Origin of the sequence: Prauserella alba (assembly GCF_024171735.1) — a bacterium.
Lineage (GTDB): Bacteria > Actinomycetota > Actinomycetes > Mycobacteriales > Pseudonocardiaceae > Prauserella > Prauserella alba.
Genome location: NZ_JAMTCH010000004.1, coordinates 621,534 through 636,689 on the forward strand (window position 1 = coordinate 621,534; position 15,156 = coordinate 636,689).

General features: G+C 69.0%; 13 protein-coding genes. 3 read left to right on the forward strand and 10 right to left on the reverse strand.

The genetic code is table 11. The features are described 5' to 3' along the window. Positions 1–76: 76 nt before the first annotated feature. Entirely contained in the window at positions 77–1,429 is a 1,353-nt protein-coding gene (locus LY12_RS11710; RefSeq protein WP_253855912.1) for a phosphomannomutase/phosphoglucomutase, read from the reverse strand. A 204-nt stretch (positions 1,430–1,633) separates the two neighbouring features. After that, positions 1,634–2,026 carry a DUF3499 domain-containing protein gene (locus LY12_RS11715; RefSeq protein WP_253855915.1) on the reverse strand — a complete coding sequence of 131 codons (393 nt, stop codon included), beginning with the start codon at positions 2,024–2,026 and terminating at the stop codon, positions 1,634–1,636. Positions 2,027–2,335: 309 nt separating this feature from the next. Between LY12_RS11715 and LY12_RS11720 the strand changes: the two genes are divergently transcribed. After that, positions 2,336–2,770, forward strand: a complete 435-nt coding sequence (locus LY12_RS11720; RefSeq protein WP_183783280.1) for a metallopeptidase family protein — start codon at positions 2,336–2,338, stop codon at positions 2,768–2,770. Positions 2,771–2,776: 6 nt separating this feature from the next. On the opposite strand, the gene LY12_RS11725 is transcribed toward LY12_RS11720, so the two are convergent. Together LY12_RS11725 and LY12_RS11730 are read right to left on the reverse strand one after the other, a co-directional pair. Next, complete coding sequence (locus LY12_RS11725; protein ID WP_253855917.1) at positions 2,777–4,969, reverse strand: YfhO family protein; 2,193 nt, start codon at positions 4,967–4,969, stop codon at positions 2,777–2,779. A 191-nt stretch (positions 4,970–5,160) separates the two neighbouring features. Continuing rightward, positions 5,161–5,484, reverse strand: a complete 324-nt coding sequence (locus LY12_RS11730) for a WhiB family transcriptional regulator (RefSeq protein ID WP_253855919.1) — start codon at positions 5,482–5,484, stop codon at positions 5,161–5,163. Between the two features lie 409 nt (positions 5,485–5,893). Here LY12_RS11730 and LY12_RS11735 point away from each other — a divergent pair, with 409 nt between their 5' ends. Next, positions 5,894–6,676, forward strand: coding sequence for a site-2 protease family protein (locus LY12_RS11735; RefSeq protein WP_253855920.1), 783 nt, complete (start codon positions 5,894–5,896; stop codon positions 6,674–6,676). Positions 6,677–6,743: 67 nt separating this feature from the next. On the opposite strand, the gene LY12_RS11740 is transcribed toward LY12_RS11735, so the two are convergent. The 3 genes from LY12_RS11740 to mshB are packed head-to-tail and all read right to left on the reverse strand — an operon-like array spanning position 6,744 to position 8,823. After that, the gene (locus LY12_RS11740) at positions 6,744–7,553 is read right to left on the reverse strand and encodes a hypothetical protein (RefSeq protein WP_253855922.1); all 810 of its coding nucleotides are present in this window, start codon (positions 7,551–7,553) and stop codon (positions 6,744–6,746) included. Positions 7,554–7,561: 8 nt separating this feature from the next. Next, positions 7,562–8,005, reverse strand: a complete 444-nt coding sequence (locus LY12_RS11745; RefSeq protein ID WP_253855924.1) for a hypothetical protein — start codon at positions 8,003–8,005, stop codon at positions 7,562–7,564. A gap of 17 nt (positions 8,006–8,022) precedes the next feature. Next, a complete protein-coding gene (mshB, locus tag LY12_RS11750; protein ID WP_253857323.1) occupies positions 8,023–8,823 on the reverse strand; it encodes an N-acetyl-1-D-myo-inositol-2-amino-2-deoxy-alpha-D-glucopyranoside deacetylase in 801 nt (266 codons plus the stop codon). A 195-nt stretch (positions 8,824–9,018) separates the two neighbouring features. Between mshB and LY12_RS11755 the strand changes: the two genes are divergently transcribed. Continuing rightward, positions 9,019–10,806 carry an ABC transporter ATP-binding protein gene (locus LY12_RS11755; RefSeq protein ID WP_253855926.1) on the forward strand — a complete coding sequence of 596 codons (1,788 nt, stop codon included), beginning with the start codon at positions 9,019–9,021 and terminating at the stop codon, positions 10,804–10,806. A gap of 263 nt (positions 10,807–11,069) precedes the next feature. Here LY12_RS11755 and LY12_RS11760 read toward each other — a convergent pair whose 3' ends face one another. The 3 genes from LY12_RS11760 to LY12_RS11770 form a co-directional block, all read right to left on the reverse strand. Then, the gene (locus LY12_RS11760; protein ID WP_372493522.1) at positions 11,070–11,996 is read right to left on the reverse strand and encodes an ABC transporter permease; all 927 of its coding nucleotides are present in this window, start codon (positions 11,994–11,996) and stop codon (positions 11,070–11,072) included. A 1-nt stretch (position 11,997) separates the two neighbouring features. Next, positions 11,998–13,014, reverse strand: coding sequence for an ABC transporter permease (locus tag LY12_RS11765; RefSeq protein WP_253855928.1), 1,017 nt, complete (start codon positions 13,012–13,014; stop codon positions 11,998–12,000). Positions 13,015–13,206: 192 nt separating this feature from the next. Beyond that, positions 13,207–14,967 (reverse strand): ABC transporter family substrate-binding protein, encoded by a 1,761-nt coding sequence (locus LY12_RS11770; RefSeq protein WP_253855930.1) that lies wholly within the window; start codon positions 14,965–14,967, stop codon positions 13,207–13,209. Positions 14,968–15,156: the final 189 nt, after the last annotated feature.

Here is a 15,156-nt window from a genome sequence, read left to right on the forward strand (position 1 = left end):
CCACGGTTGGCCCTCCTCCCGGAGGGCAGTCGAAAACTGTTCGTCCGCGGCCGGTCCGGTTTCCGCCGCGGACCGGTCAGGCACGGACGATGGCCAGCACCTCGTCGGTCAACGCCGCCACGGCCGCCTCGTCGGGCGCCTCGACGTTCAACCGAAGCAGCGGCTCGGTGTTCGACGCACGGAGGTTGAACCACCGGTCGCCGAAGTCGACGGTCAGCCCGTCCAGCTCGTCGACCGAGGCACCGTTGCGGCCCTGGTAGGCGTCCTTCACCGCGGCGACGCGGCCCGCCTGGTCCGCCACCGTCGAGTTGATCTCTCCGGACGCGGCGTAGCGCGAGTACCGCGCGGTCAGCTCAGACAGCGTGCCCGGCTGTTCGCCCAGCGCGGCGAGGACGTGCAGCGCAGCCAGCATGCCCGTGTCGGCGCGCCAGAAGTCGCGGAAGTAGTAGTGCGCAGAGTGCTCACCACCGAACACCGCGCCCGTGCGCGCCATCTCGGCCTTGATGAACGAGTGGCCCACGCGGGTGCGGATCGCCGTGCCGCCCTGCTCGGCGACGATCTCCGGCACGGCCTTCGACGTGATGAGGTTGTGAATGACGACCCCGCCCGGCTCCTTGGCCAGTTCCCGGGTCGCCACGAGCGCCGTGACCGCCGACGGAGACACCGGATCACCGTTCTCGTCGACCACGAAACAGCGGTCGGCGTCGCCGTCGAAGGCCAGGCCGACGTCGGCACCGGTCTCACGCACCTTCGCCTGCAGGTCGACGAGGTTCTTCGGGTCCAGCGGGTTGGCCTCGTGGTTCGGGAAGGTGCCGTCGAGTTCGAAGTACATCGGTACGACCTCGATGGGCAGTCCCTCGAAAACGGTGGGCACCGTGTGGCCGCCCATGCCGTTGCCCGCGTCGACGACCACCTTCAACGGGCGGATCCCCGTCAGGTCGACGAGCGAGCGCAGATACTCGGCGTACTCGGACAGCACGTCACGCTCGGTGATCGCGCCCGCCTGGCCCGCGAACTCCGGGACCCCGTGCTCGACCGTGTCGCGGATCTCCGCCAGGCCGGTGTCCTGGCCGACCGGCGCTGCCCCCGAACGGCAGAGCTTGATGCCGTTGTACTCCGCCGGGTTGTGGCTCGCGGTGAACATCGCACCCGGCATGGCCAGCTTGCCGGACGCGAAGTACAGCTCGTCGGTGCTGGCAAGGCCGATGGACACGACATCGAGTCCCTGCGACGTCACCCCCTCGGCGAAGGCGGACGCCAGCTCGGGCGACGAATCACGCATGTCGTGCCCGATCACCACCGACGGCGAGTCGGGCTTGATGAGCAGGGCGAACGCGGCACCGAAGTTCCGCACCAGGCCTGCATCCAGCTGGTCACCGACGACGCCACGAATGTCGTAGGCCTTCACGATGGCCGACAGGTCTGACACGCCTCACTCCCAGATCATCCGATTGGTGACTCCCCAGAGCCTGAAATACCGCCCCGGAGCCTACCCATTCGCCCGATCAACCCAACGCAGCGGTAACGACACCCGGACGGAATCACTGAGCGTGTCGCACCGGTGACGGGATCGCCCGGCCCGGCCGGACTGCGCACACCGCTACCGGCGGGCGCCGACGTCGCCCCGCCGCAGTCAGGCGTGACCGGGAAGAACACGGAGATGTCCGCGCCTTCCGGGTTCCGTACCCGTCGTCCCCATCGCACCCGGTTCCCCGGAACGGTCCGACACCGCGGCCGGCTGCTCGGCCGGCTCCGGACGGCCCGCCTCACGCACCGCCTCCGCCAACGCCGTCAACTCGTCGACCGTCGGCTCAGGAGGCGAGAACTCCCCCTCGTGCCGCACGACCTCCCAGCCGCGCGGGACGGTCAACCGCATCGCGTGCGCCTCACACAGGTCGTAGGAATGCGGCTCGGACGACGTCGCGAGCGGGCCGACCACAGCGGTCGAGTCACCATAGGCGTAGGTCAGCGTAGCGACAGCGGGCTCATGACAGCCCGTCCGCGAACACTTCCGTACGCTCCGCACGGTTGATCACGATAGCCCCTCATCCCACGAGAGGGGTAGCTGACACGCCCGCCCACCCGTCGCCCGCCACCACCATCTCGGCGGTGCCGGAGCTGAGGGGTGGGCGGGTACGTACCCGGGCAGTCCCTGCGACACGGCGGCAGCCCCTGCGCAGTAGGCGACCCACTCGTCGGTGGCCGGGCTCGGGTACCCGTGTCTCGCTGGTCGGCCTGCGGCGTGGTTCGCCGAGAAGGTTGGTGCGGCGCGGGCGGGCAGATAGGTACCCTTGGCCCGGTGACGACGGCTCGAGGTGCACGGTTTCGACGGCGTATGCGACGCGACCGCCACGGGCGGGGCCTCCGCGGCCCGCTGTATCCGGCCAGCCTGCCCGCGGCGTCGAGTCCCGCCGAGCGGTTCGACTCGCTGGTGCTGGACGCACTCGAACCCATCGAAGGCCGCTGGCGCAGCGAACTGACCAAGCTCGACGTCGCTGTCGACGACGTGCCCGAGGTCAAGGACGGCCCACCCGGCACCGTCGACGAAGGGGTGCTGCACGACGGCGCCGTTCCGCTGTCACGGCTGGTCCCGGCGGGCGTCGACCGTTCGGGCTTGCCGACCCGGGCGCGCATCGTGCTCTACCGCAGGCCGCTCGAAGCACGTGCCCAGGACCCCTCGGATCTGGCCGACCTGGTGCACGACGTGCTCGTCGAACAGATCGCCGCCTACATCGGCGTGGAACCGGACATCATCGACGGCGGCCACTGAGCCGGATCACGGGCGCCGGCGTCCGCCGCTTCCCGGGACCGCCGTGAGCGCCGCGAACAGCAGCGCGGCCACGCTGACGAGCAGGAACACCGAGTGCCACGGCGCGGTGTAGCGGACCACGACCTCCGATTCCGACTCCGGAACCGCCACCGACACCTGGTGTCCCCACGCGGGCGTGATCGGCACCGGTTCGCCGTCGACCGTGGCGCTCCATCCCGGTTCGTACTCCGCGGCCAGAACCAGGAGCCTGCCGCCGGGACCTTCGGAGACACGAACCCGCGCTTCGGGCAGCCGCGCATCCACCGGAGCGATCGCCGAACCGCGCATGAGCTCGTCGTTCGGGGCGCTGCCGCTGACCGCGCGGTGCGCCTGTTCGGGGGACACGAGTGTGACCTGACCGGCCTCCGGTGTCAGGCGGAGCACCGTCCGGCCGTCGGAGGTCGACGGCGCGGGACGAACGAGCTCGCTCGCGTCGCGGCGCAGCGCGTCGCCGCTCTCCCCCGGCGGCAGCACGACGAGCTCGACACCGGCCGCCGCTGCGTTCGTGACGGCGTCGCGGGAACCACCGAGCAACCCGTTGCGCCAGCCTTCGAGCCGCTCGGCCATACCTCCGACGGGTGCGAGCGCGTCGTCCCCGAACTGCGGAGTGCGCCCGGCAGCCAACCGGTCCGGCACCGGCCCGCCCGGGCCGTCGTGGCCGAGGACCAGCACTCCACGTCCATTGTCGTCGAGGTCCTCGTCGAGGGCAGCGGGCAGCCGGACACCACCACCGGTGCGCACCTCACCGGCCACGCCGAGGAAAGCGGCCGTCGCCAGCACGGCCAGCGTGACCGCCGCACCGCCGAGCAGCGCGGCCCGCGGCGCACCGCCTCCTGCACCGCCATCCGCACCGCCTCCCGCACCGCGACGAGCGCCGAGCACGAGCGCGACGAGACCTGCGGTGACGATGACCAGCGGCGCCCCGGCGTATCCCGGCATCGGCCCACCGCCGGTGACCGGCTCGGCCCGCACGAGCTGTGTCACGGCCACGCCGGCGCAGCCGATCACCACCAGCATCGCCCCAGCGGCCATCCGCGCGGACGCCGCGGTGACGACGGCGGCCACGGCGACGACCACCAGCACGAGCCCCAGGGGCGCCCCACCCGACGGATGCAAGCCGGCCAGGCCTGCCACGGACACCGCGTCCGCCGGTCCGGTGAGCCCGTGCAGCAGCAACTCCGGATGCGTGACGAGCGTCGGCAACCACGGCAGGGCCAGCGCGAGCGGCAGCAACACCACCATGACCAGCGCCGACAGCCCCTTCCACGACCGCCCACCGGGAACGGGCAACGCCACGAACGCGACGATCAGTCCTGCCAGCACCATGCCGTAGGCGATCGGGGAGAACACGCCGATCAGCGCCATACCCAGCCCGCACCACGCGCCGAGCGGCAGTCTGCGCATGTCGCCGCTGGTCAGCAGCGACGCGATTCCGGCGACGACCGCGGGCAACGCGATGTGGACGACCACCACACCGATCCGCCCCGACGCGCCCGCGTCGATCGAGGCGGGCGCGAGCGCATAGGCGGCGGCCGCACCCGCGCGAACCCACCGGCCCGCGTTGAGGCGCCGGGTCGCCGCATACGCGACGAGCGCCGACGCGGGGAGGTCGAACAGCAGCAGCAGTGACACGGCCGCGGCAGGTCCACCCAGCACGGCACCTGCCGTACCCAGCACGGCCAGCGCGGGCGAGCCTGCACTCGTCGTGCCGCCTGCCACGCCGTGCCACGCGTCGAGGTAGGCCGACCACACCGCGCCGAGGTCACCGACGGGCAGTAGCGCACCACCCGCGAGCTCGAGGCCGAGCCGGTCCGCAGCCACCCCGTTGAGCAACAATGACAACCCGGCCAGCGACACGGCCAGCACGGTCGGAGGTGCCGTCAGGAATCGCCGCAACGCGGAGCCGACCGGCCGAGCCGAGGACGAGGAGTGATCCGGCGACGGTGTGCCGTCCGCGTCGACCGGCTCGTCGCCGCCGGCTGCCACGTCCGCTGCCGTGTCGCCGGCTGCCGTGTCGCCACCGGCGGCTGCCGCACCGTCCGAATCGGACGCACCGTCCGGCTCGATCTCGTGCTGATCGACCTCGTCCCGCCCGGCACGGGAACCGTCGGATTCGGGGCCGTCGGATTCGGCGGGTCCGGACTGCGATGTTCGGGGCACTCAGTCACTCCGGGGCTCGAGGGTCACCAGCGCGGGAGGACCACCGGCGCGGGGAGATCACCGGCCGCAGCGAATGACCGGTAGCGACGTCAGCATGTGAACGTCACAGGTTCCCGCACCGGGCTCGCCCTTCTCGCGCACACTCGCGTGCGCACGCTACGCCTGCCCGTGAGAGTGAGTGTCGAGCACCGTCAGACGGCGCGCTTCTTCAGCTTGCGGCGCTCCCGTTCGGACAGTCCGCCCCAGATGCCGAAGCGCTCGTCGTGTGCCAGTGCATACTCGAGGCAGTCGTCCTTGACCTCGCAGCCCTGGCAGATCCGCTTGGCCTCGCGCGTCGAGCCGCCCTTCTCCGGGAAGAACGCCTCCGGGTCGGTCTGCGCGCAGAGTGCACGTTCCTGCCACTCCTGCTCTTCGGTGACGTCGAGCAGCTCTGCGAGAGCCTCGAATTCGCCGTCTGCCTGAGCCGCCCGGTCCACCGGCCGCCCCCGCTCGGTTCCCGTCATGTCCAACCGCACGTCCGCCTCCTCGCTTCCACGCACTCCCAGGCTGGCGGTGTTCGTCCCCTGAGCCCGTCAGACCGGTTCGCAGTGCGAACCTGCCCTGCACTGCCCCCCTTCGGCAGCGAATGACATCAATGTGATTACACCTGTGTAGTGCGACGAGGTCAAGCGGAGTAGCGAGGATGGGGGATAGATCGCGGCCGTTTGGCAAGCGGACACGCCGAGGGAACCACACGCCGATCTCACACCTGGTTTCCGTGCCCGATCCCACCACGTCGAACGCGACGCGTCGACCGGGCGGCACCGATCGGCGGACGGCTGGACCGGACCACCGGGCGCCGCCCTGCCGGTCACATACCCGGCCCGCCACCGACTCCGCACGCCACTTACAAGGGCCGTGCACCCGGTGCGCGAGGATGGGCACGTGCAACGTTCAGTGGTCCGGCCCAGCCCGCTCTTCTACGCCCTGCTCGCCGCCACCGCCGTCGGCGGTGTGCTCTGTGCACTGTTCCCGCCGCTGTCGGTCAACCTCGGCGGCGTCGACCGCGACGTCGTCGGCACGCTCGGCATCGTCGTGCTCGTCCTCGGCGGCTGGGCGGTATCGCTGACACTGCACGAGTTCGGTCACGCGATCGTGGCCTACCGCGGCGGTGACAGGGAGGTGGCACTCAAGGGCTACCTGTCGATGGACATCCGCCACTACACCGATCCGGTGCTCTCGCTGGTGCTGCCACTGATCATCCTCGCCATCGGCGGCATCCCGCTCCCCGGCGGCGCGGTGTGGATCAACCGCTGGGCGCTGCGCTCCCGCAAGGTGTCGTCGTGGGTGTCTCTCGCGGGCCCGCTGAGCAACCTCGTGCTGGGCGTCCTGCTGACGCTCGTGGTGGTGCTCGTGCCCATGCCAGCCGGGCTCGGGATCGGCCTGTCCTACCTGGCGTCGGTGCAGATCCTGGCGTTCGTGCTGAACATCCTCCCCGTGCCGGGACTGGACGGCTACGGCGCGATCGAGCCGTACCTGTCGCCGCAGGCGCGCGAGTTCGGCGCGAAGGCCCGGCCGTGGGCCCCGCTGGTGCTGTTCGCCTTCATCATCGCCGTGCCGGGCGTGAGCGCAGCGCTGTGGGACGTCACGGGCGCCATCTTCGGCGCGGTCGGCGGCAGCGACATCGCCGCGCAGCTCGGCCAGCTGGCGTTCATGTTCTGGCGCTGATCCGCCCTGGACGGGGAACCCGCCTCGCGGCTCGTGCGACCGGCCAGTCCGGTTCGCTGCCGGTCGGTCAGTCCCGGCCGGGTGACACGTCACCCCGGTCGACGGGTGCCGGATGGGCGGCGAACCACTTGTCCGCTCGCTTCGCGACCCGTTTGAGCCCGGACCGCTCGCCCAGGTAGTCGCCTGCCAGCCCGATACCGGGCAGCATCCCGATCGCGTGGTGATAGAACCGTCCGCTGGGCCGTTTCTCCAGTTCGTCCGGGATCTGCTGCAGCGACCGGCCGAGGTGCCACAGTGTGCGGGCCACCGTCTTGAGCGACGCCTTGCCGCGTGCCGACCGTTCGCCGTCGAGTTCCTCGGTGAGACGTTCGGTCTCGGCGTCCTCTGCGCCGCGGTCGGCCTTCCTGCCCTCCGCGAGCTCGGCCGGGATCTCCCGTTCGAACAGCACCCAGGCGATCAGCCGCACCCGCGTGGCCACGTCCGTGTGGCCGCGTTCGCCCGCGAGTGCGCACAGCAGCAGACCCTGACCGGCCGCGCCGATGGTGTCCTGCACCGGCAACAGGTCCGACACCGCCCCGGCGATTCCGGGGACGGCCGCGAGCAACGACGTGAACCGGCCCACCCGGCCCGTCCACCACTTCGTGCGCGCCTCGGTGTCCATGTCCGTCCAGGCGGCCGTCCCCGGCAGCTTCACGGCGTTGAGCCCGTGCAGCAGCCGGTCGCGCACCCGCGGCTCGTCGATCACCGGGTCCTCGGCCTCCCGCGCCAGCACCGAGAACGGGTCCTTCTCCCGCAGGGCGTCCACCAGCGGCCCCGTGGCGCGCACGTACGGACGCAACACGCCGACCACGTAGGCGTCGGTGATGTGCTCGGCCATGTCCGCGGTCACCTCCGTGTCGGTGTCGGGCTCGGCCCGGTGCGTTTCGCCTGCGGCGACGATTTCCGCCGTTCCCTGTCCCGTGCCGCGCGGCCCAGGACGCCGCCGAGCACGAGCGCCGCGGGAATCGCCCCGCAGCCGAGCAGCAGCAGCGTACGCAGGTCCGCCACGAGGACGTGGTCGTGACCGGGACCCGCGATGCCCACCACCAATACCGTCAGTACCCACACCACGAGCGGCACCATGCCGAGCCTGCGCTCGCCGAGCCTGCTGGCCGCGGACACCAGCCACGGCGTCGTCAGGGCCGCCAGCACGACCACGACCGGGAACGGCACGTCGCCGATACGGGGCAGCAACGTTCCGTCGAGGCGGAGCGGCAGGAAGAACAGTTCGAGCAGGGCCAGCAGCACGGCGTCGAAGGAGAGCAGCACGAGCCATGCCGTTGTGGTCACCCACGACCGTTCCGGGCTCACCGCAGACCTCCGAACAGGTCCTTCTCCGCGCCCTCGGCCGGACCGTGGGCCAGCACGAAGTACTCGGCCTCGGGGACCGGCTGGGCGATGCCGTTGGACAGGGCGAAACAGTCCGGCCCGACGTCGATCTGGGTCTCGTGCGCAGCGAGTGCGGCGAACTTGCGCCACCGGTGTGCGCCGATGTCGACCACCGTCGTGACGGCCTCGTCCGGGGTCGTCGGCAGCTCGTCGTCGGCGGGCACCCGGAACCCGACGTCACCCCTGGTGCGCAGGGCCGCCAGGCCGTCGGCGACCGCCCGCCGCGACGAGACCGTGTGGAACACCCGCTGCACCGACGCCGCCCGCGGTGCGGCCGCCATGGTGATCTCGTGGGCCCGGATGTGGTCGGGGTGCCCGTACCCGCCGTGGGCGTCGTAGGTGACGACGACCTGGGGGCGCAACTCGTCGAGGATCGCCGTCAGCTGTTCGGCCTGCTGGTCGAGGTCGCCGCCGGTGAACGCGCGGGGATGCTCGGCCGCCGGGGTGCCCGCCATCCCCGAGTCGCGCCAGCGGCCCATGCCGCCGAGGTACCGGTGGCCGGTCCAGCCGAGGGCCCTTCCCGCCGCGGCGAGCTCCCCGCTGCGGTATCCGCCCAGCTGATCGCCCGCCCACGCGCCGAGCTCACTCAGGGCGGGCGGGATGATCTCGCCTTCCTCCCCGAGAGTGCAGGTGACCACGGTCACAGGCACCCCGGCTGCCGCGTAGCGGGCGATCGTGCCGCCCGTCGTGATGCTCTCGTCGTCCGGATGCGCATGCACCAGCACGACGCCGGGTGCGCCGTTCTCGCGTCCGCCGGGTCCCCGCTGTCCGTCAGTCCCGCGCTCATCGTCCGAGATCACAGCTCAACATTAGTTCCTTCGACCCGTCCCTCGAACGGCCCATGTCGACTATCCTCGCGGCCACGTCCACGACCACCGAACGTGGCACCCGAACCCGCACTCGAAGGGCATCTGGTGAGCACAGAAACACAATCACCGCAGGTCGCCGGCACAACCGGGCCAGTCCTGTCTATTTCGGACCTCCATATCTCGTTCAAGACCGAGGACGGTCCGGTCGATGCCGTCAAGGGCATCAGCTTCGACGTCGAACCCGGGGAGATCCTCGCGATCGTCGGCGAGTCCGGGTCGGGCAAGTCCGTGACCTCGATGTCCGTGCCCGGCCTGCTGCCGAAGACATCGTCGATCACGGGCGCACGCAGGGTCGAGGACCTCGACCTCGGCGGGCTGTCGCCCAAGGAGCTGCGCAAGCACCGCGGCAACGACGTGGCGATGATCTTCCAGGAGCCGATGACCGCGCTGAACCCGATGTACACTATCGGCTGGCAGCTGCGGGAGTCGCTGCAGGCGCACCACAAGGACATGTCGAAGGCCGCCGCCGACAAGCGAGCCGTCGAGCTCCTCGAACTGGTCGGATTCCCCGAGCCCGACACGCGGATCACGCAGTATCCGCACCAGCTCTCGGGCGGGCTGCGCCAGCGCGTGGTCATCGCGATGGCGATCTCGTGCGACCCGAAGATCATCATCGCGGACGAGCCCACGACGGCCCTCGACGTGACGGTGCAGGCGGAGATCCTCGGGCTGCTGCGTCAGCTGCGCGACGAGCTCAACACCGCGATCGTGCTGATCACGCACGACATGGGCGTCGTAGCCGACCTCGCCGACCGCGTGCTCGTCATGTACAATGGCGAGATCGTCGAGCAGGCGCCCGTGGCGGACCTGTTCGCGGAACCGCAGGAGGAGTACACCAAGCGTCTCCTGTCCGCGGTGCCGGTGCTGGGCTCCCGCCCCGCGGGACGCAGGCTCCTCGAATCCGAATCGGCCACGCCGTCCGAACCGGAGATCTCCGACTCCGAGGTCGCGGAACGGCTCAAGGCCGTCGAGGAGGAACTCGCGGGCGACGTCAAGGACGAGGCACCGGCACTCGAACTCAGCAACCTCGTGCTGGAGTTCCCCGGCCGCGGCCGCAAGAACAAGGTCCGCGCCGTCGACGACGTGTCGCTGAGCATCCAGCGGGGCGAGATCCTCGGCCTGGTCGGCGAGTCCGGCTCCGGCAAGTCGACCGTCGGCCGGTGTGCGACCCGGCTGCTCGACCCGACATCCGGCACCGTGTCCGTCGGCGGCCGTGACATCACGAAGCTGTCGACGAAGCAGCTGCGCCCGATGCGCCGCTACTTCTCCATCGTCTTCCAGGACCCGGCCTCCACACTGGACCCGAAGATGACGATCGGCGAATCGATCGCCGAGCCGCTGGTGCTGCACAAGGTGCTCTCCGGCAAGGCGCTGACCTCGCGCGTCACCGATCTGCTCGACCAGGTGCAGCTCTCCGGCCACTACCGGAACCGCTACCCGCACGAACTCTCCGGCGGCCAGCGGCAGCGCATCGCGATCGCACGTGCGCTGGCGCTCGACCCGAAGCTGCTCATCGCCGACGAGCCGACGTCGGCACTCGACGTATCGGTGCAGGCCAAGGTCCTCGACCTGTTCCTCGACCTGCAGCAACGCCTGCACTTCGCGTGCCTGTTCATCAGCCATGACCTCGCCGTCGTCGACCTGCTCGCCGACCGGGTCGCGGTGATGCGCAAGGGCCAGCTCGTCGAGACCGGCGAGCGGGACCAGGTGCTGCACGACCCGCAGCACGACTACACCAAACGCCTGCTGGCCGCCGCCCCGGTGGCCGACCCGGCGAAGCAGCGGGAACGCCGCGAAGCCTGGGAGGCGGGCCGCTACACGCTCGCCGAATGAGCTAGCGCTGCTTGCGGCTCAGCGCTACTACGGCTTAGCGCGTTTGCCGATCAACGGGGCGGTCGTCGTTTCCTCAGGGAAGCGGCGACCGCCCCGTTTTCGCGCGTGAGAAGCCCGCCCGGCACCGGAGGAGAACATCCCCGAACACACGAGAACGGGCGCGAGGAAACCCTCGCGCCCGCTGCTGCTAGTGCCGCCGCCGGCTAGTGCCGTCGACACGGCGGTGGGCCGCCGCCCCGTGAGGCGGCGGCCCACCGGCGGCGTTATGCCTTCACCTTGCGCTGCCGCGGGTCGAAGGCGTCCCGCAGCCCGTCACCGATGAAGTTGATCGTCAGCGAGATCAGCACCAGGACCGTGAACGCGCCGAAGAACAACCACGGCCTGCCCTGCATCTGCTCGTAGTTCTCCGAGATCACCAGGCCGAGCGAGGTGTCGGGGATCTGCACACCCAGGCCGATGAACGACAGCGCGGCCTCGGCCAGCACCGCCTGCGCCACGGCGAGCGTGGCGTTCACGGTGATCGTGCCGACCATGTTCGGCACGAGGTGCTTGAACACGACCCGCCCGGTTCCTGCGCCGGACGCGCGCGCGGCCTCGATGAACTCGCGTTGCGACAGCGACATCGCCTCGGCTCGGGTGATCCTCGCGATCGGCATCCACGCGAACATCGCCAGCACCAGCGCCACGACGTACCAGCTGCCGCTGAGCACCCGCACCATGATCGCCGCCGCCGCGATCGACGGCACGATCAGGAACAGGTCCGTCAGCCGGGAGATCGCCGAGTCGGTGAATCCGCGCAGATAGCCGGCGAGCGCACCGAGGACGACGCCGATGATCGTCGTCAGCATGGCCACGGTGATGGCGATGAGCAGGGAGAACTGGGTTCCCCTGAGCACCTGGGCCATCATGTCCTTGCCGACCTGGGTGGTGCCGAGCGGATGTTCGGCGCTCGGCTCCACATAGGACGAGAACGACGCGTCGGCGTAGCTGTGCGGATAGAACAGCGGCAGAATGATCGAGCCGAGAATGATCAGCGCGAGTACGACCACGCTGCCCATCGCGAGCTTGTGCCGCAGGAACTTCCGCAGCACCATCCTGCCCTGACTGCGGGCCTCCGGAAGCGCCTCGGGGTCGCTTCCGCCGGAGTTCTTGCCGTGGCCGGACTCGACACCGGCCTCCATCGAGTTCAAGTCAGCCAACGCGAATCCTCGGGTCCAGAATGCCGTAAACCAGGTCTGCGATGAGGTTGGCGACGACCACCGCGACGGCGATGACCACGATCCAGCCCATCAGCGTGTTCGGGTCGTTCTTGTTCACGGCCTCGACGAGCACCGAGCCCATACCGTTCCACGCGAACACCCGCTCGGTGATGATCGCGCCGGTCACGACCGTCACGAAGTTCACCGAGAACAGCGTCGTCACCGGGATCAATGCGTTGCGGAAAGCGTGCCGCATGATCACCCGACCCTGCGAAATACCCTTGGCCTGCGCCGTTCGGACGTAGTCCATGTTCATCGTCTCCAGCATCGACGACCGCTGGAAACGGCTGTAGGCCGCGAAGCTGATGAACATGATCGACAGCGTCGGCAGCAGCAACCCGCCGATGTATCCGATGATCGAATCGAAGAAGCCGTCCCCGCTGAGCGATTCGGGGCTCGTGGTCTTCAGGAACGGATTGCCGAGCCAGGAGTCCCAGCCCATATCGTTGATCATCACGTTCAGGTCGATGCCGTACATCTTCAGCACGATCGCCACGCAGAAGATCGGCATCGAGAAGAAGATGAAGGCCATCGTCGTGGCGATGTAGTCGATCGGCGTGTACTGCTTCACCGCCGCGAGCACACCCACGGCGACACCCAGCAGCAGCGCGATGATCTCCGCCGCGAGGATCAGCTGGATCGTGACCTCGAAGGCACTCATGATCTTCGGGAACACGGGCTGCATGTTCGAGCCCTGGGCGATGGAGATACCCCAGTCGCCGGTGAGGAAGCCACCGAGCCAGTCGAAGTATCTCGGCACGATGCCCATGTCGAGCCCCAGCTGATGCGACAGCTGGTCGATCGACTCCTGACTCACCCCTGGCTGCGTTCTGAGTTCGCCGAGAGGATCACCCGCGGCCGCGACCATGCAGAAAACCAGGAAACTTCCGACAAACAGGATCGGAATCGAAATCGCCAAGCGGCGAAGGATATAGACAACCAGGTTCAACGACTTGCTCCTAGTCCGAGCCCCGCCCGGAAATCATGCGCTACTGCTCGCGCCACGATAGTGGTTCCGAGTGCAGAGTAAACAGGTACTTACGTCGGACGTCGGGGGCCGGACGGTCTGTCCGACCCCCGACGGTCCGCGTCAGCGCGGTCGAGTGCTCAGGGCACTGTCAGCGGGCGAGAAACCGAGTGGTCACTCGGCGGCTTCCCACTCACCGACATTCCACAGCGCACCGTTGTAGGACTGCATGTACACCCGGTCGATACCGCGGAAGCCCCACATCGAGGGAGTGGCGAAGAGCGGGAGCGTCGCGTACTCGTTCGCCAGCGCCTTGTCGGCCTCCTGGTAGTGCTTCCGGGCCTCGTCCTCCTTGGTGGACGCGACGGCCTGCTCGTAGGCCTTGTCGACCTCCTTGCTCTCGAGGCCCTGCCAGTTCTGGCCACCGTCGGAGGAGTAGAGCGCCGCCTGCGTAGTCTTGAACGGCTCCGAGGACCAACCGAACAGGGCGACGTCGTAGTCACCCTTGTCGACGCGGCCCGCCAGGAAGTTGGCGTCCTGGTCGTCCTTGACCTCGATACCGGCCTTCGCCGCCGCCGACTGGATGATCTCGACGGTCTGCTTCCGGCGGGCGTTCTCGTTGTGCGAGATCTCGATCGAGAACCGCTCGCCGTTCTTGGCGTAGATGCCGTCGCTTCCCTTCTTCCAGCCGCCCTCCTGCAGGATCTTCTCGGCCGCCTCGGCGCCCTGGCCCGCCTTGTCGGAGTAGACGTCCTGGTAGCCGTCCTCACCCTGGAAGAACACGATGCTCTGCAGCACCTCGGCGTCCGGCTGGACACCCTTCAGCAGCTTGTCGACGATCTGCTGCCGCGGAACGACCGCGAAGAAGGCCTTACGCGCGGCCTCGTCGGCGAAGATGCGCTTGAAGTTCAGGTCCAGGTGCTCGTAGGTCAGCTGCGGCGCGGAGCCGTAGGTGACGCCCTGGGACTCGAGGTTCTGCATCGTCGTGGCAGCGGTGGCGTCCGGCTGGGTCGAGGCGGCGACGTCGATCTCGCCGTTCTCCAGCGCGGTGGCCATGGCCTGCGTGTCCGGGATCGTGCGGACGGTGACCTCCTTGGGGCCGCCCTTGGCGCCGATCCACTCCGGGTTCTTGTCGAGCACGACCCGACCGGAGTTCCGGTCGAAGCTCTTGATCTTGTACGGACCGGAACCCGGCATCGTCTCGGCGTCGAAGCCCTTCCACTCACCGGCCCAGAACTCGGCGACGTCGGAGACCTTCGGCGAGTCCGGCTTGATCGACGTGATGTCGTCGATGCCGGTGCCTTTCTCCAGCACGTGCGCCGGGAGGATGGCGCCCGCAGCGAAGAGGCCCTTGTAGTCGATGTAGGGCTGCGAGAACTCGGCGGTGAAGGTCTGCGCGTCCTTGCACTCGGGCTGGTCGATCAGCTCGTAGCCGGTGCTGGAGGCGACGTTGAAGCCCTCGGCCTTACCGGAGTGCGCCAACCAGGAGAGGTAGAAGTCCGAGCAGTCCCACGGCTCACCGTCGGACCACTTGGCGCCTTCCTTGATCTTCCACTCGACCGTGTAGGGGTCCTCGGAGGTGACCTCGATCGACTCCATGAGGTCGCCGTTGGTCAGGACCTTGTTGTTGCCGTCCAGCAGAGTCGGACCGGCGAGCACCGAGGTCAGCACGTAGTTGTTGTACGAGCTGTTGGCATCCGCGGTGTCGTTGTTGTAGGCGGTGAACTTGTCGTCGATCGCGACGGTCACCGGGTCCATCTCGGGCACATCGGCGAGCTTGAAGACATCGCCCTCTTGCGCCTTACCCTCGGCCATGCTCGCCACGTCGGCCGACGAGCCGTCCGAGTTGTCTCCTCCTCCACCGCCACAGGCGGTCAGCACCAGAGCCGACACAGCCGTCACAGCCATGGCGGAGATTGCTTTGGATCTCCTCATTCGTGTGCCCTCCTAGCACTGAAGACTCTGCGGTTGTCCGCACCGCAGAGTCCACACCCTCCGGCCGGTCTGACCGGAGCATATGACACGCCAAGCCACTCGTTTGGCGCATATGCGGAGGAACGCTAGGAACCGGAGGCACTGCGAGTCACCATCTGCCTAGCGATCGTGACCAAAGGGTGACTTCCG